Origin of the sequence: Elongatibacter sediminis, assembly GCF_037892215.1 — a bacterium.
Lineage (GTDB): Bacteria > Pseudomonadota > Gammaproteobacteria > Xanthomonadales > SZUA-36 > Elongatibacter > Elongatibacter sediminis.
Map to the genome: position 1 here is coordinate 186,379 of NZ_JAZHOG010000005.1, position 24,014 is coordinate 210,392.

The window sequence follows — 24,014 nt, forward strand, 5'->3', positions numbered from 1 at the left end:
ACCCTGACCGCGAAACAGCCACAAAGCACGCTGTGGCAACATCGTTGCGTCCATGCGGAAATCTTGTTGCCCTGGCCGCATCGGGTGGCCGCGTAAGCCGCATGCCAGCGTCGCCGGGCGTTCCGGCGGCGTGGACCGGGCTTGACAGCCCAGGCCTGATCCCGCTGAATTCAGGCTCCATCAGCCGCCCGGACAGCACCCATACCATGCCTACTTTCATCAACATGATCCGTAGCAGTCTGCTGGCCGCAGCCATCCTCTTTCTGCCGGCAGGAGCCGGCGACCTGTCCGCCCAGGACCTGTCGACCTACTACACCGTGACCCACCCGGAAGAATTCGACATCGACTGGGGCTCGTTTTACCGGGAAATGGATGCACGCACGGCCGTGGTGAGAAAGCAGTACCCACACCACCTCGATCTCGCATTCGGCGACGACCCGAAGCAACGGCTGGATCTGTATCTGCCCAGGGGCGACGTCTCCGGCGCACCGGTCTTCCTGTTCCTGCACGGTGGCGGATTCCGCGAGGGTGACCGGGCCCACTACGGTGGCGTGGCCGCGCCCTTTCTGGCCGAAGGCATCATCACCGCCGTCGCGAGCTATCGCCTGACTGCCGACGGATTTTCGTATCCGGCGCAGACCGAAGACACCCGCAGCGCCATCCTGTGGCTGCACGAGCATGTCGCCGAATACGGTGGCAACCCGGCCGCGCTGTATCTGGGCGGCCATTCCGCCGGCGCCATTCTGACCGCAGACGTGGGGGTCGACCGGCAATGGATGGCCGCCGCCGGAATCCCCGGCAACGCGCTGCAGGGCATCATCCCCATCAGCGGCCCCTACGATTTGCGCAATCGTGGACGGGCCGGCGAGACCGATGCGTACGCGCCGACCGCCGAGCTGGCGCGGCAGGCCAGTCCGGTCCTGCACGTGGGCGATCCCGCCCCCGCAGCGATCGTCGCGGTGGGATCGCTGGAGGCCTACCAGGCCTCGTCGCAGGAACTGACCGCGAAACTCGCCGCGGCAGGCAGCGACGCATCCTACCTGTTGCTGGACGGCCAGGATCACAAGGACACCGCGCTGTCACTGGCCGACCCCGAAAGCGAACTGTTTCAGGCCGTGCTGCGGCTGATCCGGGAGTAGCCTCATCATGACCGGAACCGGCCGCCAGGCGTTTTTCTCCCGCCGACCCTCGACGGCATCCCCGGCAACGGTGCTCCCGATGTGCCTGGTTCTGGTGTGCCTGGCACTGGTGCTCCCGGCACACGCCGCCGACGGTGCGTCCGGCGATGAATCCATCACCCTGGTTCTGGCGGGCGGGCGCCTGATCGATGGTTTCGGTGGCGCACCCGTGGAGAACGCCGGCGTGCTGATCGCCGGTGAACGCATTGCCGCCGCCGGGCCGCTTCACTCCCTGAAGGTACCGGACGGTGTGCGGACCATCGACACCAACGGCATGACGATGTTGCCGGGACTGTGGGAATCGCATGGCCACCTGTTTCACGTCGGCGAGGCCGATCCGGGTGCTTTCCAGCAACGCTTCGCCGATCGGCTGCCCATCATCATGCAAGCAGTGGCTCGCGTTTCAGTGGAAGCCGGCATCACGGCCTATCGCGATTTCTGCACCAGCTGCGCGGCCATGGCGAAGGGCTGGCGCAGCCCGCTACACGAAGCACAGCTGGAACTGAAACGACAAATCCTGGCGGGTGAGATGCCGGGGCCACGGTTGTATCTTTCCGGCCCCATCCTGGGCCAGGCCGCGTCAGACGGTGGACGGGGGAACCATTTCAAAGTCGCGACCCGGGCCGAAGCCCGGCGAGCGGTGCGGGAACTGGTGGACATGGCCGTGGACAACGTGTTCGTGGGCGCCAACATCTGGGACGTCGAACTGCTGCGCTCCATCGTTGAAGCGTCCCATGCCGCCGGCCTGGGCGTGGATGCCGAATCGCGGCACGTTCGCGCCACCACCGCCCTGCTCGAAGCCGGTGCAGACCGTATCCACGTGCTGTTCACGGCGGATGCGCTGGCCGGGAACAGCGACGAAGAATTACGTGCTCTCATTCGCGGCCACCGCCCCACCGCGAGCGGCCCGTCCGCCAACATCCTGCGCGGCCCGTGGTACCTGTCGACGCTGCCCATGCGCCAGGCCTACGTCGATGCCGGGCAGTTTCCGGAAATCCTCGATCACCCGCGTTTTCGCGAGCTGTTGCCCGCCGACATCCACGCGGATCTGCGCGCCAACTGGGCGAATTACAGCGCCATACCCTGGGGGATCGGCGCCGGGGAGCGCGTCGAGGTGGCCCGGCGCAAGTTGGAGCGGTTCATCGAGGCCGGCGGAAGGGAACAACTGATCGCCGCCACCGACGTCGGCGCACCGCTCAACTTTCATACGCCCATTCCGCGCCAGTTGCGCAATTTCGTCGAAGCGGGGCTGACCCCGATGGAGGCCATCCAGAGCGCGACCCTGCGCCCGGCGCAGATGCAGGGAGTTGATCGGCAACTCGGCACGGTGTCAGCCGGCAAGTTCGCTGACATCATCGTCGTGGACGGCGATCCACTGCAGGACATCACCGTGCTGGAGCATCGCCTGGTACGGGTTGTCATGAACGGCAGGGTGGTGAAATAGGCATTGCTGGCGAGCCGCGCGGTCATCGAAAATCCAACCCGCTTGCGTTCGGTTGCAGGTGCGCGGCGCAGTACGGGTAAAATCCCTGCTTCGACGTCCAGCGGTACCCGTCCCTCATGAGCGGAATCTTCAGCAAACTTGGCAGTCTCGCGGGTCCTGCGGCAGTGATCGCCGCGGGCAGCATGGGCGCAGGTTCGGTGGCGACCCTGATCCTGGCCGGCGCCTGGTTCCGTTACGAGTTGCTGTGGGTCATTCCGCTGACCCTGCCGCTGTTTGTCGCCGCGGTGGATTCCTCGTCGCGCATCGGCAGTGTCAACCGCGGCCAGGGCATGCTGTCCATCGTGCGGCAGCACATCCATCCGGGTGTGGCCTGGCTGCTGCTGGCGGTCAATGTGCCGGTGCACATGCTGGTCGGCATGAGCCAGTTATCGGTGATGACTTCGGCGTTTCTGTCGCTCCTCGGACTCGAACCACAAACCGTGGACGGAGTACGGGAAGGTATCCCGGGCATCGAGATCGTCACTTCGATCGTCCTGGCGGCGCTGGTGGCCTGGCTGGTGCTGTCGCGGGGTTACCAGCGCATGCAGACCGTAATGACCGGCCTGATGGTGGCCATGTTCGTCTGCTTTCTGCTGATCGCTCTGCGCAGCTTCAGCGAGCTGGGCGACATCCTGCAGGGTTTCGTCCCGGGCGTTCCGGACGATCTCCCCGCACCGGGGCACAACACGGTACGCATCAGTACCGCTACCATTATAGCGATGGTAGGCAGTACCATTGCGCCGGGATCGCTGCTGACCATTCCCTACCTCAGCTCCGATGCCACCAGGGGCGACCCGGAACTCGGCCGGAACCTGCGGCGGTTCATCGTCAATCTGGGCATTATCTTCGGCGCCTACTCCATCTTCATCCTCGTCGCCGGCGGGTTCGCGCTCTATGCGCTCACCAACCACGCCGAGATCGAGACCGTGGGGGAAGCCGGTCAGGTGCTGACCCTGGCACTGCCCCATTCGCTCGGCTTTCTCGGCCCCCTGCTGTTCACGATGGGACTGTTCATTGCCGCGATGACAACCCTGGTGATTTGCGTGCAGCTGGTGATTTATCTGTCGCTCGACATGTTTCGCAAGCCCTGGAGCTTCACCCGTGACAACCCGCTGTTCGGCCGGCTGGTCATGGCGGTCACCTTGCTGGTGGGCGTTCTGGCCCCGGTTTGGGATTTTCCGGCGATGCTGAAAGTCGTGCTGATGATGGGTGCGAATGTATTCGTGGTGCCGCTGGTCATCTTCACCCTGATCTACCTGCTCAACCGGCGGGCGGTGATGGGCGAACATACGGCCGGCGCCCCCCGCAACCTGTTGTTGGGAGTGTGCCTGATCATGGCCGTCGCACTGGCCGTGAACCAGTTCCCCAACTACCTGTCGATGGTGCTCAAATAGGCGAGCGCCTGCTCCAGCGACAACACGTCGCCGTAGCGTTGTTCGATGTCGATCAGGTTGGTCTCGTTGGCCAGCGGCGAACGGTCTCCCACCGCTTCGCGGACCACTCCCGGCCGGAATCCGGCCTGGGCGGCATCCACCGCAGACGCTCGTACACACCCACTGGTGACGCAGCCTGCCAACAAGACGGTATCCACGCCCATGACCTGAAGCTGAGAGGCCAGCGCAGTGCCGAAAAACGCCGACCCGTGCTGCTTGGATACGATCACGTCGTCATCCCGTGGCGGCAGGCGATGATCGACCCCGGTCCAGCGTGAACCTTCGAGCAGTGCACCAATCCGCGGTGTTTTCAGGTAGAGCAGGTTACGTTCGAGATCCGCCGACCGGAGTTCCACCGTGGTGTAAACCACCGGAACCCCCGCCTCTCGTGCTCCAGCCAGCAGGCTGGCAGTATGCTCGATCTCCCGGTCCCAGGAACCACCCAGGGGGGATTCGGGGTTGGTGAAACCCTCGATGAAGTCGACGACGATGACCGCCGGCCGCCGCCCAAGGCCGAGCGGACGGGCCTCGCCGCACGGATAACTTTGCCGCAATTCGGCAATCATTCGATCCATGTTCATATCCCGAATGGTAACCTGAAGATCGGGCTGCCGCGACGGGTATGCGGCAGACGAAGCGTGGCCTGATGGAGCAAGTGCGATGCGACCACGATCCATCGATCAGCAAATTGCGGCGCTCCGGCCCGCCGTGCGATCCGGCCTGGCGGGCCGGTTTCATGTCTGGCTACTCGCCTGCGCCGCGGGGTGTTCGCTCATTGCCGTGGTGATGTGGCACCCCGTTCCATTGATGGTGGCGGCCTTCCTCGCGATCGTGGGCCTGTCGGAGCGCCGGGCGGGACCCAACATCGTGGCCGCACTGTCCGCCTATGAGACGCAAACTCATTCGTCCGGCGAAGTCACCATTTCGACCACAACCGGTTCGGACGAAGTGCATTATCACGCCCGGGTCGAAGAACCAGGCCAGTCCGCCTGGAGCTATGAGTTCATCCCACAGGGCTGGACTCCCGAACCGGGCAGATACCCGGCACGCATCTGGCGCGACTCGGTTTCCTCCAGCATCGTGCTTGCCACGATCGATGGCGGGCTGCTGATCCCGCGGTACGCCCCCCAGCCGGCGGAGCCATCGGATAGACATTCTCAACCGGGCTAAGCCGGTTTCCGGCAGCCACTACCCGTAGCGACCTGTGACATGCCGTTGACCATGTCGTGGGTGCGGATGGAAAGATCCCGGTCAGGCCAAAAAACGCCCCCCGATCCGGTGCGGGCGCCCCAACCGGCGGCGCCGCATCGTACACTGGGGCTCATGGACTGGAATCCCCGCATATCCCATCTCGAGTGCATCGGCTGCGGCGCGCGTTATCCGGCGACCACGCTGATGAACCTGTGCCCGGTCGACAACCGTCCGGTCGAAATCCGCATGGACCTGGAACGGCTGGTGGCCGAACGGCCCGGTCTCGCCTGGTACGATCCCGCGCGCCGTGACCAATGGCGCTTCGGCGGACTGTTACCGCTGGATGTGACCGAAGCGGCGGATCAGCCGTACATCGTGTCGCTGGGCGAAGGCGCGACTCCGCTACTCGATTACCGGAATCACGCGCTCGCCCAACTCGGTGGATTCGAACTGTACGTCAAGGACGAAGGCAAGGCCCGGGCGGATCACGGCGCCAACCCCACCCAGAGTTTCAAGGACCGCGGCATGTCCATGGTCGCCTCGATGGCCCGGCGTCATGGCCTGAATCGGCTGGCGGTGCCGACCCAGGGCAATGCCGGGGATTCGCTGTGCGCTTACGCCGAAGCGGCCGGACTGCAGGCCGTTGTGGCGATGCCGGAAGACACGCCGCTGCCCATTCTGGGCCGGGTGGCGGCGCTGGCGCATGGCTCGGAGAATTTTCACCTGGTGCGGGTCCAGGGCACGATTCGCGAAGCCGGCGAGGCCCTCAAACACGACTGGATTCCCAACGGCTGGTTTTCCGTCGCGACCTTCCAGGAACCGGGCTGGCGTATCGAAGGCAAAAAGACTCTGGGCCTGGAACTGGCCGAGCCGGCTGAGCCGGGCGGTCAATGGTGCCTGCCCGATGTGATCGTCTACCCGACGGGTGGCGGCACCGGTGTCCTGGGCATGTGGAAAGCCTTTGCGGAATTGGAAATCCTGGGACTCATCGGCCCCCGGCGCCCGCGCATGGTCTGCGTGCAGGCGGCGCCGACCGCGCCGTTGGCCACGGCCTTCGAATCCGGCGACAACGATACCCGGGCGGCCGCGGCCGGCCAGACCCTGGCTTTTGGGCTGAATGTGCCGGGCGGGATCGGTCACGCCCGCGTCCTGGAAATCATCCGCGCCAGCGACGGAGTCGCGCTGGCCATCCCCGAAGCGGAAATCCAGGCCGTGTTTCGCAGTGAATGGCGCGAGCGCCACGGCTGGACCGGACCCGAAGGCGCGGCCTGCCTGGCGGCCCTTCCGCGTCTGCTGGATGCCGGGGTGATTCGTCCACGGGACCGGGTCGTCGCGTTCAACACCGGTTCGCTGGAAAAATACCTGCCGGACCTGCGACACTTGCTCTGAAGCCACGAACAAACGCGCCCCCGCAACCGCTGGGATACGAGCCGGCGCGATCATGACCCGCGTCCGGCTGACTGCGACCGGCTCACGGGCCACCGCCCCGGGGCAGGAGGAGCATCATGAAAATTCATTACCTCGAAATTGTGACACCGGACGTGGAAGGCGTGTGTGCCGCCTACAGCGCCGCGCTGGGAGTGGTGTTCGCTGGCCCTGACGCGGGTCTGGGCGAAGCCCGGACCGCCCCGCTGCCCGGGGGTGGCAGCGTCGGGGTGCGTGCTCCGCTACATGCCGGGGAGCAACCGGTGGTTCGCCCGTATGCGCTGGTGGAGGATGTCGAGGCCGCATTGGCATCAGCGGTCGAGGCCGGCGCCGAAGTCGCGCATCCGCCGATGGATATCCCAGGTCACGGCAGATTCGCAATTTACATCCTCGGCGGAATACACCACGGACTCTGGCAACTTTGATCGGCGGCTGGAAGCCCCGTTGACGGACAGGTTGGTCCGGGTTGCCTAGCTGGGCTGAGCGACCTCCCGGATGATTTGGGCCAGCGCCTGTGCGTGCGCTTCGCTGTCATTCAGCGCCGGAATGTAGGCCAATTTGCCGCCACCGGTCTCCTCGAACAGTTCGGCGTTCTGCATCGCGATTTCCTCCAGCGTTTCCAGGCAATCGACGGCAAAACCGGGACAGGCGACCTGCAGGGACTTGGCACCCTGTTCTGCCAGCGAGCGAACGGTTTCGTCAGTATAGGGCTGCAGCCAGGGTTCACGGCCAACCCGCGATTGAAAGCACAGCATCCAGTCTTCCGATTCCAGCCCCGCCGCCTTCGCAATGGCCTCGACCCCGGCCCGGCACTGATCGGCGTACGGGTCGCCCTGCGCGACGTAGCGCTGCGGAATGCCGTGCAGGGAAAACAGCAACTGGTCCGGCTCGCCGTGTTGCTGCCGATACTGGCGGATGCTGTCGGCAACGGCCCCGACCCAGGCGGGATGAACGTGATAGTCCTCGATTCGCCGCTGCACCGGTTGCCAGTCGAGTTCACCCAGGCCGGCATCGACGGCATCGAAGATCGACGCGGTCGTGGTGCCGGAGAATTGTGGATAAAGCGGCAGCACGACGAGTTCATCGACGCCGTCATCGCGCAGCCCCGCCAACGCATCGCGAATGGACGGCTGCCCGTAACGCATGCCGATGGCCACGTGGGTGGCAGGTCCGAGTTCCGCAGCCAGACGGCCCGCGAGGCGCTGGGTGAATACCAGCAGCGGGGAGCCGTCCTCGCGCCATACTGCCCGATAGGCCGCGGCTGAGCGGCCGGCCCGCAGCGGAATGATGACCCCATTGAGCAACGGCAGCCACAGCCACCGCGGCAGATCGACAACCCGGGGGTCGGACAGAAACTCGCGCAGAAACCGCGCTACCGCACGGCGCTCCGGAGCTGCGGGCGTGCCCAGGTTGGCGAGGAGCACACCACGGCGTCGCTCGGCGCCGCCGCCACGGTCGGAGCGTGCCGGTGATTCGCTGGCGGGCACGGACGCACCGCCCTCCGTGAGGGTGTCCCCGCCGTTCGATGAGGGCAATTGCGCAGTCATTGTTGGGTCATGGCTCGCAGGTCCCGGACCTGGAAGGGCTGTTGTTTATACGCGACAATCCACGGCTCCGATCATCGCCGATCCTGCAGGGAAAATACAGCACGCCAAGCGGAGTCGCCGTAAAGCCCGCCGTTGCTGGGCTTGCGTCGGTCGTCTGCGGGGGTTCCGGGTGGCCGAGACGCGGACACATTGTTGCGGAATACCAACACCCCCGGAACCAGGTCCGGAACGGGCCTGCAAAACAGGCGATAACAATTTGTTTTGCATGTTTTTTCTGCTAGCATGTGCGTCCCGTCGTTCCCACGAACGAGAGTATTGTTTGCCCTGATGAACCGCTTGTCCAAATTTTGTCTGCTCAGCCTGCTGACCGCACTGTCGGCCACGGTCGCGGCCGCGCCGGACGGCTACAGCATCAATTCGGACAGTCCGAGCGGCGATGCCGACAGCCTGTACCGGATCGATCTGGCCACGGGAGCGCACACGCGGCTCGGTCGCATCCAGTCATTGGGACAAACGCGGCTCGACGTGGAAGGCCTCGCCTTCGCCCCCGACGGAACCCTGTATGGCGCCGACGACGAGGCCATGCGGCTGTTCCCGCTCAATGTCGACAACGGCATCGTGGTCAACCAGGAAGAAGTCAACATCACCGGCATCCCGGGCGGCGGCGGCAACGACTTCGGCATGACCTTCGCCTGCAATGGCAATCTGTATCTGACGTCGGTTGCCACCCAGTCACTTTTTGTCGTCGGCCTCGACGGCCAGGCCAGCCAGGTGGGCGCGGCCGGCGCGCTCGGCGCCAACATCAGCGCAATCGCGGCCTTCGGCACCCCGGTAAAACTCTATGGACTGGGTAACGGACTGACCAGCGGCGGCGCGGTGGATTCGCGCAAACTCTACGAAATCAATGTCGCCGATGGCACCACCGTCGAGGTGGGCACCCTCAGCGGCGCAGCGGGCGATTACCACGAGGCCGGCCTTGCTTTCGACAACAGCGGCCAGTTGTGGGCCATCACCGATCGGCGGGCCGTGCCCGGCGGTCCGTTCCCGAGCCAGATTCTGCGCCTGGGACTGAACCCGTTCAGCACCACCGCGGTTGCCAACACCACCGAGCAGGGCTTCGAAAGCCTGGCCATCACGGTTCCTCGGGGTTGCAGCACGGGCGGCGGCGAAACGGCGCGCTTCACGGTTCAAAAACGCTACGTCGATGGCAATGATGTGACGCCGGTGACCCTGAATCTGAGTTGCAACACCGGACTTCCCCTGGAACAGAGCATCGAGGTCGTGCCCAACGATGGGGTGTTCGGTGAATTCGAAGTGGAGTTCGTGGTCACCGACTTCGATTCCGGTGAATTGGAGTGTTCGGTGACCGAGACACCCCCGGCGGGTTATTCGCCCACCTACACCTGCCTCGGCGAATCAACCTGCGCGGCACCGCAGAGTGCACAGAGTTGTATGTTTACCGACATCGAAAGTGGCAGCGAAAACCTCTGCCAGGTGCAAAATTACCCCGATCCGGTTGAATTCACGGTTATCAAGGAATGGTTGTTCGCAGCCGAGGAACTGGGTTCGGTGAACGTATCGAGCATCGAGCTCACCTGCGAGAACGTGTTCGGCGGCGACGGCGTGGCCAACGGCAGTTCCATGACGTGGTCGTGGGACGTCGAGGGCAATCAAAGCCTCACCGCGCAGGTCCGGCCGGACTACGAAGGCAACACCACCTGCAGCGCCGAGGAGTTCCCCGTTTTCAGCGCGGTCGAGGCCGACAACGGCTGTGCCAATCCGATCCCGGTCCGCGTGGGCGACGGCCCCAGGTCCTGCACCATCGTCAACACGGTGTTTCTCGAAGGCATTCCCACGCTCGGCGATGCCGGCAAACTTCTGTTCGCCTTGCTGATGCTCATCACCGGGCTGGTCTTCATCCGGCGCATCTGAGTCCGGGCCGGAACCGAAAACAACACCGTTTCCCCGGCTCGTTTGCGTTAAACTTTCCTTTTTGCGGCATCACGGAGCGCAATCATGGGTTTAGGTGGTATCAGTATGTGGCAGCTAGTCGTGCTGCTGCTCATCGTGGTTCTGGTGTTCGGCACCAAGCGGCTGCGCAACATGGGTAGCGATCTGGGCGCGGCCGTCAAAGGTTTTCGCAAAGGCATGAACGAGGAAAAGGACGCTGACGCCGAACGCCTCGAGGCGGATGCCATCGGCGCCGATGCGACGACTTCGCCCAACGCTTCCGACACGTCCGACACAGAACGGTCCGGAAACGAATCCACCAGCAAGCCCTGACCTCCGCCCATGTTCGATGTCGGCTTTGCCGAGCTGGTCCTGCTGTTCATCATCGGCCTGCTCATTCTGGGTCCCGAGCGGCTGCCTAAAGTTGCGCGCACACTGGGCGGACTCACCCGGAAAGCACGCAGCAGCTGGCTGAACCTGAAACGGTCGATCGAGGCCGAAATGCGGGCCGAGGAGCTCAAACAGCCATTCGAGCAGTTCAGCAAGGACGTACGCTCGACGGTCAGTGACGTCAACGAAAAAGTGGATTCGTTCAAACGCGACATGAATGCGGACATCACCGAATCGGGTGACGCAAAAGACCCCAAACCCCCTTCCGGCGATGACTCCCGTTAATACCCCGGCCGAGCCCGAGGACGACCGCGAACAGACTTTCCTCGAGCATCTGGTCGAGTTGCGCGGCCGCCTGCTGAAGGCCTGCGCCGCCGTTCTGCTGGTACTGCTGGCTTTGTTGCCGTTTTCGCGACGACTCTACAGCCTGCTCGCCGAGCCCCTGTCCGCCCAGTTGCCCGCCGGCAGCAGCATGATCGCCATCGATGTGGCGTCACCGTTTCTCACGCCGTTCAAGCTGGCCTTGTTGCTGGCGCTGATCCTGTCCATCCCCGTCGTCCTCTACCAGATCTGGGCCTTCGTGGCGCCGGCCCTGTACCGCCACGAGAAGCGACTGGCCAAACCGCTGCTGTACACGTCGGTGCTGTTGTTTTACGCCGGCTGCGCCTTCGCCTATTTCGTCGTATTCCCCCTGGTGTTCGGATTCTTCACCAGCGTTGCCCCCGAAGGGGTCACGGTGATGACCGACATCAGCAAGTACCTGGATTTCGTGATCACGCTGTTCCTGGCGTTCGGCATCACTTTCGAGGTGCCCATCGCCACCATCATCCTCGTCGCCACCGGCATCACCACGGTGCAGCGGCTGGCCCGGGCGCGCGGCTACATTCTGGTCGGCGCTTTCGCACTGGGCATGCTGCTGACCCCGCCCGACGTGATATCACAGACCCTGCTGGCCCTGCCTATGTGGCTGCTGTTCGAGTTTGGTCTGGTCATGGCGCGCATCCTGCTGCCGGACCGCGTCAAGGCGGCGGCCGAGGACGAAGCAGACGAGGATCAGGCCACGAACTGACCGCCGTCCCCGCCCTCCGGGCGGTCTCCGCGATCGTCATCCCCGTTGTTCACGTTGTCGTCCGGCGCTCCGGTCGACGACCCTCCGGCATCAGATAAACCGAAAATGGCCCGGTGCGCGCAATATTGAGTGCCGAATATCATCAATTGCACGAACAACATCACCCCGATGACCAGGACCAGCCCCAGCACCGAACCGCCCGGCGAGGCCCCGCCCCCGCCGAACAGCATGCCGAGAACCAGGGCAACCGGGACCAGCGCCGCCGCCATCCCCAGAGCAAGCACCAGAAAGGGTTTCCAGTTCACCACCATGGCCCGCAGACCGGCCAGCAGAGCCGTGCCCACTGGCAGTTCGCTGAACCAGATCAGGGGTATCGTCAGGTAACTGAGGGTTCCGGTCACTGCCACGGCCGTCGCCAGCGCCGCAGCCATCCGGAAGATGAATTCGGGATCGATTTGAGTCAATGCCTCGGTGTCGCCCTGCTCGATTCGGGAAATCAGGTCAGGATCAAGCCCACCGGCTCCCTCGCCGAACGCGCCCCCCATCAACAGCGACGCCGACAGGATGCCCGCCGCGAACATCACGGCACCCAGCGCCAGCAGCCGGCCGGTCCGCGGCCGGGACGTCAGTGGCGTGAACAACACCGCCAGTGGCGGTCGCTGTCCGGCGCTGACCATGTGGAAACCCTGCAGCAGTCCGGCGGAAAACGCCGGCATGGCCAGCACCACCAGCAAACCCAGAAGCGGAACCTGGCTGAGACTGAGTACCGCTTGCATCAGAACGGTGAGCAGTAGCAGGCGCCACGGCTGGGCCCGCACCAGTGCCAGGCTGCCCGCCAGCCAGGCCAGTCCCGCCCCGGCAGGGAGTACGCGTATGGATACGTTCGGCTTGGAACTCATGATACGGGCGGATCCGTTGATTCGGAGAATTGGGCGAGCCGGTATTGTAAACTGAACCGCTCACACCCACCCATGGTCTATTCACCCGCACCCTGCCACAGATTGAAACAGGCTGACTTTTGAAAGCATTTCCGAGTACCACATCGCCGACCCCGGTATCGATGGTCATCATCGCCACCTGTGCCCTCGTCTTTCTGGGCAACAACCTGTCGGCGGCCCTGGCCCTGTGGCCACTGGACAGCGGCCTGTTCCGGCCGTGGCAACCGCTGACCTACGGATTCCTGCACGGCGGCTTCAACCACCTGTTTTTCAACATGTTCGCGGTATGGATGTTTGGCTTCCCACTGGAGCGCGCGCTGGGCAGCAACCGATACGCGACCTACTACATGATCTGCGTCATCGGCGCCGCTGCCGCGCAAATCGTGGTGCAGCAGTTCGAGGGCGGCGTCTATCCCACCATCGGGGCATCGGGCGGCGTGTTCGGCCTGCTGCTGGCTTACGGCGTGATGTGGCCGGAGAACCGGCTGTTCCTGTTGTTTTTCCCGGTACCGATCAAGGCCAAGTGGTTCGTGCTGATTTACGGCGGCGTTGAATTCCTGTTCGGCGTGACTCGCACCATGCCCGGCATCGCCCATTTCGCCCATCTGGGCGGCATGCTGTTCGGCGCCGGACTGCTGTGGCGCTGGGGCTGGCGACCGAGCATGACCTGGCGGCGCTAGCACCGGCATGAAGAGGTGGCTGAAAAAGGACTACGCCGGCTGGATCGCAGTCGCGGTGCTGTTCCTGCTGTGGCGCCAGTTCGGACCCGGACTTCCCGGCGACACGGTACGCAGCCACGACCGCATTGCCGAGGCCTTCGCCAGGCAGCAGTCCGGCATCATGGTGGAATTCGACGCCCGGGTCAGGCGACTGCTTCCTGACGACACCGAAGGCAACCCGCACCAGCGATTCATCGTGGAACTGGACAATGGCCATTCCCTGCTGGTGGCGCACAACCTGAAACTGGCGGCCCGCGTGCCGCTGGCCGTCTACGATCTGCTCGCCATTCGCGGTGAATACGAATGGAACGCACAGGGCGGTGTGGTGCACTGGACCCACCGCGATCCCGGAGCCGGCGTCAAACACGGCTGGATCGAGCACAAGGGCGTCCGCTACGAGTAGCGGAAGATCAATCCTCCAGAACGAACGTCACCTTGAGTATCACTCGGTACTCACGGATGAATCCGTCGGAGTCACAATCGACTTTCTGCCCCTCCACCCAGGCGCCGCGCACATTTTTCAGCGTCTTGCTGGCGCGTTTCAAACCACTCCGAACGGCATCCTCGAAGGACTCGTTGGATGAAGAGATGATTTCCGTAACTCGTGCAACCGACATGGGCATTCTCCTTGATTCGTGATTCAGATTAACGGGCTGTCGCCTTCAAGCATAGGCCATGGCGACGAAGCTGCCAGCCCCCGTGACCCTTTGGGACAGGCAGAACAATGAACTTCAGTAGCGGCGTGCTTTCCACGGATTACCCAGAAAAAGATACGCCGTGCTGTCGCCGTTGTCGCTGCGGCCGTAAGCCAGGTACAGCGGGCCCAGCGGGGTGTCGGCGCCGAGGAATACGCTGCCGGAATAACGCAGGCTGGCGAAATCGATGTCGGCACGCTCGCGCCACACGTTTCCGGCCTCCAGGGTGAAACCCGCGAACACCGGAAACAGGTCCACGTCATTGAGCCGCCGATACAGGGCCAGGGTCGCCAGCCCCGCATGGCGGCCGAGCAACTGGTCCGGAACCAGGCCGGACAGACGGCCGAACCCGCCCAATTCGAACCACCGTTCCAGCGGCGCGGCGTCATCGATGCTATAGCCGGCCTCCAGGCTCAACAGTCCCGAATTGCGTCCCAGGGTGTAGGCCATTGAACCGCCGAAGTAGGCCTGTTCGTAGTCGATCTCGGCGCCCAGGCTATCCCGCGCCGCTCGCAGGCCGGCGACGTACAGGTGGCCTGAAGTCGGAAACCACGGGTTGTCCTGGCTGTCGTGCCGGTATTCGAGAACGACTTCACCGATATCGACCGACTCCTCGCCGAGGATGTCGGTATCGCCAATCAGCACATCGGCATCGCCCCTGAACAGTTCGTACTCCAGCCGCAGCAGGTCGGTGGAACTGAAATTGCGACCGAGGCCAAAGCTGAAGCCAACGCCCGGGATTTCCAACTGGGCGACGAAGTCGTCACCCTCGAATACGTTGTACTGCTCACGGGTTCCGAATACCCGCGGCTCGATGAACCAGCGGGCATTGCGGTCGATGGGCTGGTAGAAATCGAATTCCAGCAGATCCTCACGCCCGAGCGTGAATTCCACCCGCATTTCGCCACCGAGGCTGTTCAGGGCATTGCGGGTGTAGGCCGCGCCCAGACTGAAGTCGGTATTGCCGGCGAAGTCATCCGAAATCTCGAGCCCGAACTGAAGGTAATTGGGACCCCAGCTCCGCGGTATGGCATTGATGATGACGCCCCGGCTGCCGTCGGCCCGGGTTTCCAGGTCGTAGGTGACCGACTGGAACACATCCAGGCTGTACACGTGATCGATGTCGTCTTCGAGCCGTGCGATATCCAGCGCCTCGCCGGGCCGCAGACGCAGGCGTGAGCGGATGATGTCGTCGTTCAGCACCGATCGGTTGTTGATTTCGATGTATTCCACCACGTAAGGGTCCTGCGCGGCCGCGGCCAGATTCACGGTCTGCGCCCGGCTCTCGCCCGGTGACCGCAGCGGCACCAGCGCGGCCCGGCTGACCATGACCGCGTCATAACCATCGGCAACGATATCGAGCACCTTGACGAAGTCTGCGGCGCTGAACTGCCCCAACTGGGGAACGATCAGCACGTCCCGCGGGCCGAGGGTGGCCAATTGCTGGATGGTGTTGCGGCGTGTCAGGAAATTACTCAGTTGTTCGGTCACCGAAACCACCGAGGTCAACTCTTCGCGTACCAGCAGCGGCGAGGAGATATCGACCGCGATGACAATATCGGCTCCCATGCTTCGCACCACGCTGATCGGCAGGTTGTTGACCATGCCGCCGTCCACCAGGATGCGGTTGTCGAGCAGCACCGGTGCGAAAACACCGGGTACGGACATGCTGGCCCGAATCGCATCCGGCAGACTGCCCTCGCCGATCACCACCTCAGCTCCGGTGGCCAGATCGGTGGCCACGGCCCGAAACGGAATCCGCAGATCTTCGAAATCGGAAATTTCCCGCACACCCATCAGCACTCTCTCGAAAATCTGGTCGAGTTGCTGCCCTTCGATAGCGCCGAGCGGGAGCTGAATCCGGCCACGATTGAAACCCACCCGATGGGGTATCAGGAACTTGGCATCCAGGGCTTTTTTCCGCATCGTCGTGCCACGCCGGTCCGGCTGGTCGGAAAACGCCTCGATCCAGTTGGTTTCGCTGACGATGCGCTCGATTTCGTCAGGCGAGTACCCGGCCGCGTAATATCCGCCGACGATCGCCCCCATGCTGGTACCCGCGATGTAGTCGATCGGCACCTGCAGTTCCTCCAGTGCGCGCAACACACCGATGTGCGCACCGCCACGGGCTCCGCCACCGCTCAGCGCCAGGCCAATGCGCGGCCGCTGATGTTCCGCTTCGGCCGGCCGGGCCGTCGCCGGGAGAGTGGTCAGCACCATCGCCGCGAGCAACAAGTGAGAAAATCGCATCGAATGCTCCGCTGGAAGGGGAGAGAAGGCGATTATATCGAGTCCGGCAAGCTCTCCTCGGGCCCGTTTGGCCACGCCCCCGATGGAACGGTGCTGACAGTTCCGGGCCCAATCGCGACATGGACCCCGACCACCGATTGGCTACAATGGGACGATCTTTTTCAACCCTGGGTAACTACATGTCAAGCATTCATCCGGTTCCCGAAGAGTTTGCCAGGCAGGCGCTGTACAACGAGAAAGACTACGAGCGCATGTATCGCGCATCGATCGAGAATCCCGACGAGTTCTGGGCCGACCAGGCCAAACGCCTGGACTGGAACCGTTTCCCGACGAAAATCAGCGACGTGTCCTGGCAGCGCGACCAGCTGCACATCCGCTGGTTCGAGGACGGCGAGCTCAATGCCTGCGTCAATTGCCTGGACCGGCATCTCGACGCACATGGCGACCGCACCGCCATCATCTGGGAAGGCGACGACCCGGACCGCGACCTGAAGCTCAGCTATCGCGAATTGCACGAACAGGTGTGCCGCATGGCCAATGTGCTCAAGCGACTCGGTGTAAAACGCGGTGACCGGGTCACCGTCTACATGCCGATGATTCCGGAAGCGGCGATGGCCATGCTGGCCTGTGCCCGCATCGGTGCAGTGCACTCCGTGGTGTTCGGCGGCTTCTCGCCAGACGCGCTGGCCGGCCGCATCCTCGACTGCGAATCCAGGGTACTGATCACGGCTGACGAAGGCTTGCGCGGCGGGCGCACCGTTCCCCTCAAGAACAATGTCGACGAATCGCTGAGCCGCGCGGGCGTCGCCGATTGCCTGGAAACCGTACTGGTGGTGCGCAATACCGGTGGCGAAGTCGCCTGGTCGGAAGGCCGCGATTACTGGTACCACGAGGAGCGGGAGCACGTGGATTCCAACTGCCCCGCCGAGACGATGAATGCCGAGGATCCCCTGTTCATTCTCTACACGTCCGGCTCGACCGGCCAACCCAAGGGTGTGCTGCACACCACGGGCGGCTACCTGCTGTACTCGGCGTATACCCATGAAATGGTGTTCGACTACCAGCCCGGGGATATCTACTGGTGCACCGCGGACGTCGGCTGGGTCACCGGCCACAGTTACATCGTTTATGGTCCGCTGGCCAACGGCGCCACCACCCTGATGTTCGAAGGCGTGCCCAATTACCCCAGCCCCAGCCGGTTCTGGGAAGTGGTGGACAAGCACGGGGTGACTATCTGCTATACCGCGCCGACCGCAATCCGCGCCCTGATGCGCGAAGGCGAGGAACCGGTCAAGCGCACATCGCGCCAATCCCTGCGCCTGTTGGGCTCGGTGGGCGAACCGATCAACCCGGAAGCCTGGGAATGGTATTACCGGGTGGTGGGCGACAGCCGCTGCCCGATCGTGGACACCTGGTGGCAGACCGAAACCGGCGGCATCCTGATCAGTCCGCTGCCGGGCGCCACCACCCTCAAGCCCGGTTCGGCCACACGGCCGCTACCCGGCATCGAGCCGGCGCTGGTCGACGAGCACGGCGAGGAACTGGACGGCGCCGCCCAGGGATTGCTGGTGATCAAGAAGAGCTGGCCCGGCCAGATGCGTACCGTTTACGGCGATCACGAGCGCTTCGCCCAGACCTATTTCTCGCAGGTCGCCGGACGCTACTTCACCGGCGACGGCGCGCGTCGCGACGAAGACGGCTATTACTGGATTACCGGTCGCGTCGACGACGTTCTGAATGTTTCCGGCCACCGTCTGGGCACCGCGGAAATCGAAAGCGCGCTGGTTGCGCATCCGGCCGTGGCCGAGGCCGCCGTGGTCGGTTACCCTCATGACATCAAGGGCGAAGGCATTTACGCCTACGTGACCCTGGTGCTCGACCGTGAGCCCACCGACGAGCTGCACCAGGAACTGGTGCAGTGGGTACGCAAGGACATCGGCCCGATCGCCAGTCCCGACCAGCTGCAATGGGCGCCCGCGCTTCCCAAGACCCGGTCGGGCAAGATCATGCGCCGGATTCTGCGCAAAATCGCCGCCAACGACCACGAGAACCTTGGCGACACTTCGACCCTGGCCGACCCCGGCGTGGTCGAGGACCTGATCGACAACCGGCGCAACTGCTGAACCGCCTGCGGCCGGCCGGATGCCGGACCGCCCCCGACCCGGGAGGAAAGAACCATGGGTTTACTCGACAGCCTCAAGAACGTACTTGGAAACCGCGACCGCAACGAGGACACCGGCGCGGCTGCGGAACCAGCACCGGCTGATGTGGCCGAAGCAGCACCTGCGGCTGATGCCGCTTCCGCTGACGTGACCACCTACACCGTGCAGTCGGGCGACACCCTGTGGCGCATCGCCGAAACGCACTACGGCGACGGCAACCAGTACGGAAAAATTTTCGAAGCCAACCGCGACGTGCTGGACGACCCCGACCGCATCCTCCCCGGCCAGGTACTCACCATCCCGCCCGGGTAAGAGCCGGCTGCAGCCTGCCCACAAAGTGGCTCAACTCAGGCCCTGGTGTTCAAGGGGGCGGGAACGGTGCATCAGAATCCACTCGGCCCCCTCTTCCAGGGCCGCCTCCCCCAGCGCCTTGAGCACCCGCCGGCGGAACGCGAGATCGGTCGATCCGCGCAGAAGCTGGCGGGCGTTGGTGAATATCCTCGCCATGAACCGGTATTGCTTGATGAGTTCCTTTTCCGCTTTCTTGTGCGAAATGGTGTCACGAACGCCGGCGATCAGCGGCAACATGCCCATCAGCACCAGCAGGATCGCCTGCTGGGATTCGCTCAACACACCGCTGGCCAGACCCAATATGAAAGCGATGCCGATACCGCTCCAAAGGCAGACCCGGCCGAGCCATTCGGTACGGTGATAATTGTTCGAATTCTGCACTTCCTTGCGTGAGTAATACGCCAACTGACCACCGGAACCGGTGTCACCCACCCAACGTTCGATCACCCACCCGGTCCACGCCGGGTCCGCCTCTTCTCCCCGGGTCCTCAGCAAGCTGGCCGCACGCATGACGTGCCGGATCCAGCCCAGTTCCACGTCCTGCTTCTGCAGAAAGTTTTCGTAGGCGAAAGCCACCGAATTCGCTTCCACCACCCCCGCCAGATTCCAGTAGAACTGCACCCTGAGCGCCTCGGCCAGGGCCCGGTAATCCAGGTATTTGCGGTGCCATTCCCGCCGGTCACCGGCCACATGCAGCGCGACGCCGGCGAAGAACAGCGCCAGGAATATCCACACTAGGAAGTCGGGCGCCGGATACTCGGAGTAGACGATGAAAACCAGGCCCATGAGGATGGCCAGGGTGTGGATGCCGTACAGGCCCCGATTCACCCGTTTCTGGTATTTCAGCGCCAGCCGGTCGGCGGCGACGTGAAGCGCTTCAACGTAACGCGCGCTTTCCGGCGGCGGCGCGCCGGGCAATTCGTCATCGAGCAGTCCGCGGCCTTCGAGATCGGCGGCCTCCAGCCGTGCCCGGTCTCGCTCGAAAGCCTGCAGGCGGTCCAGCATGATGGCGTACTCGGCCGGCATGTCCGCGCCCGGCAGCCGGCCATGCTGCGAGGTAATCCAGTACTGCTCCATGGGCTTCAGCCCGGCCGCGGGTTCACCCTTGGGACGGTCCCGGCTGCAGACGATGTGGCAGGCGAGGTCGTTTTCGCTGTCGGCCAGCAGATGAGCCGAGGTGTCCGGCGCTTCGAAGCCCTCCATTACGGCACTCAGGTGGTAACGGATGACCTGCGCGGTTCCGCCGACGAGCGGAAGTTCGTGGCCGTCCCACAAGGCCAGCAGCACCTGGCAATGGTTGGAAATGAAAACCCCGGCCTGGGCGTACTGGCGATCCCGGATGGAGGCCGCGGTGGCGTCCGGAGTCAGTTCACTGCCGTCGTGCAGCGGCAGCTCCACCACCCGGCCGGCCGCGTCAATCAGCCCGCGAAACCTGCGGAGCTCTTCCGATGACTCGAAATCACGCTCGTACTCGGACTGCGCCATCGGCAACACGGCGATCAGGGACACACCCAGGTCCAACGCCACGCGGGCGACCAGTTGGTCTCCGCCCGCCGCCAACGGTGACAGCAGTTCGAGCTCCAGGTCCGGAAAACGGGCCTGCAGTCCCTGCAGAAAACCCCGCACCCGGGATTCCAGCACGGGTATTTCGGTCGCGACCAGGTCGCGGTGTGCGGTAACGCCGATGGTCAGGTACATGGCTTCAGATCATACGCCCGCCCGGCACGGGCGGCACCCGGCCGGGCTGGCGATTTTCGGCTCACGTTTCCAGGCGAGGCAGTGTGACGTACCGCCGCGCAGTGGTTCAGGGATTGCCGCCGCCCCGATTGTCGATGACCGGGTCGGAATCGATTTCCGGACCGCCGGCGCGTGGCATCGCATAGAGCCGGTAATGGGTGGAACACGGCGCTTCGTTGCGATCGCGAATCTGCAACTTGCGACCATTGGCGGTCACCATGGCCGTCGAAGCGATCCCGGTATCCCGGTCCTCGGTCTCCAGAGCGAAGGCTTCCATGGTGCAGTCCTGCAGCGGATGGCCGGGCTCTCCCCAGTGATCACCATCCGGACTGAACTGCAACCGGGTCAGCATCCAGTCTGCTTTGGACGCGCGATCCAGCTCCCACTTCAGCACCGGCGAATTGCCATGATCCGCCTCGATACAACCCTTCTCGTCGGGGCGATCCGCGCATTCCGAATTGAGAAACTCCAGCTTGTAGCTTGTTTCCCCGCTGACCACGGTCAGGTCGATCTGCTTGTCCGCGCCCTCGGCGGCTGACGCCCCGGCCAGACCGAACAGCGCCAACGCCAAAAGTCCGGGCCGAACGCCCGATGATCCCTGTTTCAACATGTCATTGCTCCGGTGGTTGTTGTGTTTGTTCGTGTGCCTGATGATCAGCGTCCGTGGCCTTTCCGGACCGCAGGTCACACAGGCCATACTCGCCGCAGAATGCGACGAAGCCCGGCTCGAAGTAGCCCTTGCCCAATACATAACGAGTATAGTCCCTGGCCAGCCCGAGGTCGCCGCGCAGCAGAGCCAGGCGCGCCGCCGTGCCCGCATCGGTGCAGCTTTGGACCTGCCTGGGCCGGGACAGGTAGCCGTCCAGCAGGTCCGTCACCTGGCCACCCGGCAGCCTGCCGGTAAGGTCCCAGTAAGCGAAACTCGCATGGGCCAACTGGCGAACGGCATGACGGTGGCCCGGATTCCCGCCCACCAGCACCGCCAGCTCACCAACTGCGCGATCCAGCGCCTCCCGGCCGATTCGGTCCTCACCCATGCGAAACGCCAGCCGGGCCAGATCGAGGCGGAATTCCGCCGCTTCCACCGCGACGGGAAGATTATCGGAGTCACTCAGTGCCCTGTTGGCCTCGATGCCTTCGGCCGTTTCGCCAAACAGTGACCAGGCCTCATCCAGGCGTTCTTGCGCGGCGTACAGCCGGGCCAGCCGCTGCTCACGCAGCAGCAGCTCCCAGCGCAGGTATTCGTTGCCGGGCTGTCGGGACAACAAATCGCGCAACAGCTCACCCGATTCGCGGATGTTCTGTTCCGCCAGGTCGAGCAGACCCATTTGCTGCTGCACCGAGGACAGCCCGGACAGCGCGTAGGCCAGCTCCTGCTGCAGGCCGGAATCGCCCGGCAGGCCACGATGCAGTTCGCGCGACAGCTCCACGTTCTGCATGCGCAGTGAAAATGCGTTGCCGAGGTCGCAGGTTTCCAGCCAGGCATCCGCCAGATGAGCGAGCATGGTTACCAGGTCCTGGCGGTAAGTGTCGTTACCGGCATCGAGCACCAGCGCCATCTGGTTGTACTGCACCGCGGACTGGAACAACTGCAGGATCTGGGCCGTGTCCGGGTTCTGCCGCGCTCGCTCGAGCGCGCCGAGGTTGGCCAGGGTATAGGCCAGCTCCATGACCATTTCGGCGTTGTTCGGATCGGCATTGATCAACCGCCGCGCGATCGCGCCGTAGCGCGAAAACGACAACTGCGCCTGGTCCAGTTCACCGCGATCCATGTGCACGTAACCCACCCAGAATTCGGCCTGGCCCAGCTCGTACAGAGCCCGCTGGGTGCCGCCTTCGCGCTGATGCAATTCGACCAGCGCCGCGCGGGACTGCTGGAACTGCTGCATCGCGGGTTCCAGCTCACCTCGGCCGTGGAAGTCGATTCCCCGGTCACGCCAGCCCGATGCCGCCGCAACCAGCTCCTCGTTCGACTTCGCGTCGATATCCAGCTCGGTCCGGTAGCGCTGCAACGCGAGATCATGATCGTCAACGATTTCCAGCCCGACGATGGGATCGAGGCGCTTGAGATCACCCAGCATGAAGCTCAGCAGTTCCTCGGTATTGGCCCGCTGCACCCGCGCCGCTTCCTGGCTGGTCGCCATCGCCCAGGCCAGCCAGCCGATCAGGCTCACCGTGGCCATTCCGGCCGTCCCCCAGAACAGCCGCCGGCGAGTGCGCCGCTGGGCATCACGCCGGCGTAATTCGTCCAGGCGAATACCCAGTATCCCGGCGACCAGTTTCAGCCGCGCCAGAGACCGGCCGTCGGCATACTTGCGGGCGTCCGCCGCCAGGGGTTCGATGGCATGACCATTGCCGCCATCGAGCAGGGCTCCGGGGAAACAGCCGTTATCCGTGCCGGACGCCAGCGGATCCCCGTCGACCACCAGCGCGAGAATGCGATCCCCGCGCCCCAGTTCACGAAAGTAGCGAATCTCCTCGTTGACCCAGCGCGAACGCGCGGCCGCTGGCGAACACACCACGATGAGCGTTTCCGATGCCGCCAGTTCCTGCTTGATCCGGGTGGACAGATCGGATGCCGAGGACAGGTCCTCACGATCGCGAAAGATCGGCTGCAGCCGTTTGGGAACCGGGCCGTGCGGGGATTCAGCGCCAACCAGCCGTTTGGGAATCCGGTAGCCTTCCAGCGACTTCTGCAGCCAGCGCGCCCAGGATTCATCCTGGTGGCTGTAGCTGATGAAGGCCTTGTAGTGAGGCGGAGTCACTGCGACCGCTTTACCGCGAAATCAGCGCGCTATTTGCCGCGATTCCTCACCATCGGGTCCGTACTCAAGGTGGCGTGCTTGCCTTCCACTTCCTCGCAGGCGGTGGCGGTCACCCGATAGTAGACGTCCTTCTGACCCTCGTGTGCGTTGGCATCGAAGATGGCGACGGTGGCCGATGCCTGGTCCCAGTCGGCTTCGAACACGATGCCGTCGCTGAGGTCCACGTCGGGAAAGGCCAGTTGCAGCCAGGCATCCTGGCCACTGTCGAAGTTATCGCCTTTCTCGGTACTTTCCACGCCACTGTCGGACAGTGCGATTTGGGTGATGACCCAATCGGCGTCACCAGAGCCAGCGCAGACATCGCCGATGTCCTCGCCCTTGATGTGAAAAATGATGGACCCGGCTTCGTCGATGTCAAAACCGACATAGCCGTCCTTCTTGCCACCCTTGCCGTAGCCCTGGGGTCCGGACTTGACCTGCAACTCGGGGTTGGCGCCATTCGGCTTGGGTTTGAGCTCGATCGCGAAGCTGCGCTGCATCGCGGCGCTGGCTGGCCTGATACCCTGGTTTGCGCAGGCCGACGTCAGGCCGACGATCACAATGGTCAGTGCACACAAAAATCTCATGACGCTCCTTCGTGCTCCATGCGCCCGGTTGGCGCCGAACGCTTTTTGCCCACGCAGCCGCCCGCATCCGGACCGGCCACCCTCACGCTTTAGCATAGTCCAGTT

At 63.9% G+C, this 24,014-nt stretch carries 23 protein-coding genes; 14 read left to right on the forward strand and 9 right to left on the reverse strand.

Going from position 1 to position 24,014, the window contains the following annotated elements; translation table 11 throughout:
- Positions 1 to 206 precede the first annotated feature (206 nt).
- From V3330_RS09275 to V3330_RS09285, 3 genes are all read left to right on the forward strand, one after another.
- Complete coding sequence (locus tag V3330_RS09275) at positions 207 to 1,139, forward strand: alpha/beta hydrolase (RefSeq protein WP_354695133.1); 933 nt, start codon at positions 207 to 209, stop codon at positions 1,137 to 1,139.
- A gap of 7 nt (positions 1,140 to 1,146) precedes the next feature.
- On the forward strand, positions 1,147 to 2,622 hold the full coding sequence (locus V3330_RS09280) for an amidohydrolase family protein (RefSeq protein ID WP_354695134.1): 1,476 nt from the start codon (positions 1,147 to 1,149) through the stop codon (positions 2,620 to 2,622).
- Between the two features lie 116 nt (positions 2,623 to 2,738).
- Positions 2,739 to 4,055 (forward strand): NRAMP family divalent metal transporter, encoded by a 1,317-nt coding sequence (locus tag V3330_RS09285; RefSeq protein ID WP_354695135.1) that lies wholly within the window; start codon positions 2,739 to 2,741, stop codon positions 4,053 to 4,055.
- On the opposite strand, the gene V3330_RS09290 is transcribed toward V3330_RS09285, so the two are convergent.
- Positions 4,031 to 4,669 (reverse strand): isochorismatase family protein, encoded by a 639-nt coding sequence (locus tag V3330_RS09290; RefSeq protein ID WP_354695136.1) that lies wholly within the window; start codon positions 4,667 to 4,669, stop codon positions 4,031 to 4,033. The genes V3330_RS09285 and V3330_RS09290 overlap by 25 nt on opposite strands.
- Positions 4,670 to 4,754: 85 nt before the next feature.
- On the opposite strand from V3330_RS09290, the gene V3330_RS09295 reads away from it, so the two are divergent.
- The 3 genes from V3330_RS09295 (at position 4,755) to V3330_RS09305 (ending at position 7,135) form a co-directional block, all read left to right on the forward strand.
- Positions 4,755 to 5,264, forward strand: coding sequence for a hypothetical protein (locus V3330_RS09295; protein ID WP_354695137.1), 510 nt, complete (start codon positions 4,755 to 4,757; stop codon positions 5,262 to 5,264).
- Between the two features lie 153 nt (positions 5,265 to 5,417).
- Positions 5,418 to 6,674, forward strand: coding sequence for a threonine synthase (locus V3330_RS09300; RefSeq protein ID WP_354695138.1), 1,257 nt, complete (start codon positions 5,418 to 5,420; stop codon positions 6,672 to 6,674).
- Positions 6,675 to 6,790: 116 nt separating this feature from the next.
- Positions 6,791 to 7,135, forward strand: coding sequence for a VOC family protein (locus tag V3330_RS09305; RefSeq protein ID WP_354695139.1), 345 nt, complete (start codon positions 6,791 to 6,793; stop codon positions 7,133 to 7,135).
- A gap of 45 nt (positions 7,136 to 7,180) precedes the next feature.
- On the opposite strand, the gene hemH is transcribed toward V3330_RS09305, so the two are convergent.
- On the reverse strand, positions 7,181 to 8,197 hold the full coding sequence (gene hemH, locus V3330_RS09310) for a ferrochelatase (protein WP_354695140.1): 1,017 nt from the start codon (positions 8,195 to 8,197) through the stop codon (positions 7,181 to 7,183).
- Positions 8,198 to 8,593: 396 nt separating this feature from the next.
- Between hemH and V3330_RS09315 the strand changes: the two genes are divergently transcribed.
- The 4 genes from V3330_RS09315 (at position 8,594) to tatC (ending at position 11,666) form a co-directional block, all read left to right on the forward strand.
- Positions 8,594 to 10,189 (forward strand): NHL repeat-containing protein, encoded by a 1,596-nt coding sequence (locus tag V3330_RS09315; protein ID WP_354695141.1) that lies wholly within the window; start codon positions 8,594 to 8,596, stop codon positions 10,187 to 10,189.
- Positions 10,190 to 10,273: 84 nt separating this feature from the next.
- Complete coding sequence (tatA, locus tag V3330_RS09320; RefSeq protein ID WP_354695142.1) at positions 10,274 to 10,540, forward strand: Sec-independent protein translocase subunit TatA; 267 nt, start codon at positions 10,274 to 10,276, stop codon at positions 10,538 to 10,540.
- 9 nt (positions 10,541 to 10,549) lie between these two features.
- Positions 10,550 to 10,882, forward strand: coding sequence for a Sec-independent protein translocase protein TatB (gene tatB / locus V3330_RS09325; RefSeq protein ID WP_354695143.1), 333 nt, complete (start codon positions 10,550 to 10,552; stop codon positions 10,880 to 10,882).
- Positions 10,869 to 11,666, forward strand: a complete 798-nt coding sequence (gene tatC / locus V3330_RS09330) for a twin-arginine translocase subunit TatC (protein ID WP_435791704.1) — start codon at positions 10,869 to 10,871, stop codon at positions 11,664 to 11,666. Before tatB ends, tatC begins: the two co-directional genes overlap by 14 nt.
- Here the strand turns inward: tatC and V3330_RS09335 are convergent.
- Positions 11,651 to 12,565 (reverse strand): BPSS1780 family membrane protein, encoded by a 915-nt coding sequence (locus V3330_RS09335; RefSeq protein ID WP_354695144.1) that lies wholly within the window; start codon positions 12,563 to 12,565, stop codon positions 11,651 to 11,653. The two genes, tatC and V3330_RS09335, sit on opposite strands and share 16 nt — an antisense overlap.
- Positions 12,566 to 12,726: 161 nt before the next feature.
- On the opposite strand from V3330_RS09335, the gene V3330_RS09340 reads away from it, so the two are divergent.
- On the forward strand, positions 12,727 to 13,284 hold the full coding sequence (locus tag V3330_RS09340) for a rhomboid family intramembrane serine protease (protein WP_354695256.1): 558 nt from the start codon (positions 12,727 to 12,729) through the stop codon (positions 13,282 to 13,284).
- Positions 13,285 to 13,291: 7 nt separating this feature from the next.
- Positions 13,292 to 13,726: a DUF3465 domain-containing protein gene (locus V3330_RS09345; RefSeq protein ID WP_354695145.1), complete on the forward strand. Its 435-nt coding sequence runs from the start codon at positions 13,292 to 13,294 to the stop codon at positions 13,724 to 13,726.
- Positions 13,727 to 13,733: 7 nt separating this feature from the next.
- Here the strand turns inward: V3330_RS09345 and V3330_RS09350 are convergent, their stop codons facing one another.
- Both V3330_RS09350 and V3330_RS09355 read right to left on the reverse strand, forming a co-directional pair.
- Positions 13,734 to 13,940 carry a dodecin family protein gene (locus tag V3330_RS09350; protein ID WP_354695146.1) on the reverse strand — a complete coding sequence of 69 codons (207 nt, stop codon included), beginning with the start codon at positions 13,938 to 13,940 and terminating at the stop codon, positions 13,734 to 13,736.
- A gap of 114 nt (positions 13,941 to 14,054) precedes the next feature.
- Entirely contained in the window at positions 14,055 to 16,268 is a 2,214-nt protein-coding gene (locus V3330_RS09355; protein ID WP_354695147.1) for a patatin-like phospholipase family protein, read from the reverse strand.
- 179 nt (positions 16,269 to 16,447) lie between these two features.
- On the opposite strand from V3330_RS09355, the gene acs reads away from it, so the two are divergent.
- Positions 16,448 to 18,391, forward strand: coding sequence for an acetate--CoA ligase (gene acs, locus V3330_RS09360; RefSeq protein WP_354695148.1), 1,944 nt, complete (start codon positions 16,448 to 16,450; stop codon positions 18,389 to 18,391).
- A gap of 54 nt (positions 18,392 to 18,445) precedes the next feature.
- Positions 18,446 to 18,742 carry a LysM peptidoglycan-binding domain-containing protein gene (locus V3330_RS19615; protein WP_435791707.1) on the forward strand — a complete coding sequence of 99 codons (297 nt, stop codon included), beginning with the start codon at positions 18,446 to 18,448 and terminating at the stop codon, positions 18,740 to 18,742.
- Between the two features lie 30 nt (positions 18,743 to 18,772).
- Here V3330_RS19615 and V3330_RS09370 read toward each other — a convergent pair whose 3' ends face one another.
- The 4 genes from V3330_RS09370 to V3330_RS09385 form a co-directional block, all read right to left on the reverse strand.
- Positions 18,773 to 20,479, reverse strand: a complete 1,707-nt coding sequence (locus V3330_RS09370) for a hypothetical protein (RefSeq protein WP_354695149.1) — start codon at positions 20,477 to 20,479, stop codon at positions 18,773 to 18,775.
- Positions 20,480 to 20,585: 106 nt separating this feature from the next.
- Positions 20,586 to 21,128 (reverse strand): hypothetical protein, encoded by a 543-nt coding sequence (locus V3330_RS09375; protein WP_354695150.1) that lies wholly within the window; start codon positions 21,126 to 21,128, stop codon positions 20,586 to 20,588.
- 1 nt (position 21,129) lies between these two features.
- Positions 21,130 to 23,283, reverse strand: a complete 2,154-nt coding sequence (locus V3330_RS09380; RefSeq protein WP_354695151.1) for a TIR domain-containing protein — start codon at positions 23,281 to 23,283, stop codon at positions 21,130 to 21,132.
- A 29-nt stretch (positions 23,284 to 23,312) separates the two neighbouring features.
- Positions 23,313 to 23,909: a hypothetical protein gene (locus tag V3330_RS09385; protein WP_354695152.1), complete on the reverse strand. Its 597-nt coding sequence runs from the start codon at positions 23,907 to 23,909 to the stop codon at positions 23,313 to 23,315.
- Positions 23,910 to 24,014: the final 105 nt, after the last annotated feature.

Excerpts from the sequence above, each read along its gene's own strand:
- V3330_RS09275 (WP_354695133.1), top strand. The coding sequence starts at position 207 with ATGCCTACTTTCATCAACATGATCCGTAGCAGTCTGCTGGCCGCAGCC.
- V3330_RS09280 (WP_354695134.1), top strand. The coding sequence starts at position 1,147 with ATGACCGGAACCGGCCGCCAGGCGTTTTTCTCCCGCCGACCCTCGACG.
- V3330_RS09285 (WP_354695135.1), top strand. The coding sequence starts at position 2,739 with ATGAGCGGAATCTTCAGCAAACTTGGCAGTCTCGCGGGTCCTGCGGCA.
- V3330_RS09290 (WP_354695136.1), bottom strand. The coding sequence starts at position 4,669 with ATGGATCGAATGATTGCCGAATTGCGGCAAAGTTATCCGTGCGGCGAG.
- V3330_RS09295 (WP_354695137.1), top strand. The coding sequence starts at position 4,755 with ATGCGACCACGATCCATCGATCAGCAAATTGCGGCGCTCCGGCCCGCC.
- V3330_RS09300 (WP_354695138.1), top strand. The coding sequence starts at position 5,418 with ATGGACTGGAATCCCCGCATATCCCATCTCGAGTGCATCGGCTGCGGC.
- V3330_RS09305 (WP_354695139.1), top strand. The coding sequence starts at position 6,791 with ATGAAAATTCATTACCTCGAAATTGTGACACCGGACGTGGAAGGCGTG.
- tatA (WP_354695142.1), top strand. The coding sequence starts at position 10,274 with ATGGGTTTAGGTGGTATCAGTATGTGGCAGCTAGTCGTGCTGCTGCTC.
- tatB (WP_354695143.1), top strand. The coding sequence starts at position 10,550 with ATGTTCGATGTCGGCTTTGCCGAGCTGGTCCTGCTGTTCATCATCGGC.
- tatC (WP_435791704.1), top strand. The coding sequence starts at position 10,869 with ATGACTCCCGTTAATACCCCGGCCGAGCCCGAGGACGACCGCGAACAG.
- V3330_RS09335 (WP_354695144.1), bottom strand. The coding sequence starts at position 12,565 with ATGAGTTCCAAGCCGAACGTATCCATACGCGTACTCCCTGCCGGGGCG.
- V3330_RS09340 (WP_354695256.1), top strand. The coding sequence starts at position 12,727 with ATGGTCATCATCGCCACCTGTGCCCTCGTCTTTCTGGGCAACAACCTG.
- V3330_RS09345 (WP_354695145.1), top strand. The coding sequence starts at position 13,292 with ATGAAGAGGTGGCTGAAAAAGGACTACGCCGGCTGGATCGCAGTCGCG.
- V3330_RS09350 (WP_354695146.1), bottom strand. The coding sequence starts at position 13,940 with ATGTCGGTTGCACGAGTTACGGAAATCATCTCTTCATCCAACGAGTCC.
- V3330_RS09355 (WP_354695147.1), bottom strand. The coding sequence starts at position 16,268 with ATGCGATTTTCTCACTTGTTGCTCGCGGCGATGGTGCTGACCACTCTC.
- acs (WP_354695148.1), top strand. The coding sequence starts at position 16,448 with ATGTCAAGCATTCATCCGGTTCCCGAAGAGTTTGCCAGGCAGGCGCTG.
- V3330_RS19615 (WP_435791707.1), top strand. The coding sequence starts at position 18,446 with ATGGGTTTACTCGACAGCCTCAAGAACGTACTTGGAAACCGCGACCGC.
- V3330_RS09370 (WP_354695149.1), bottom strand. The coding sequence starts at position 20,479 with ATGTACCTGACCATCGGCGTTACCGCACACCGCGACCTGGTCGCGACC.
- V3330_RS09375 (WP_354695150.1), bottom strand. The coding sequence starts at position 21,128 with ATGTTGAAACAGGGATCATCGGGCGTTCGGCCCGGACTTTTGGCGTTG.
- V3330_RS09385 (WP_354695152.1), bottom strand. The coding sequence starts at position 23,909 with ATGAGATTTTTGTGTGCACTGACCATTGTGATCGTCGGCCTGACGTCG.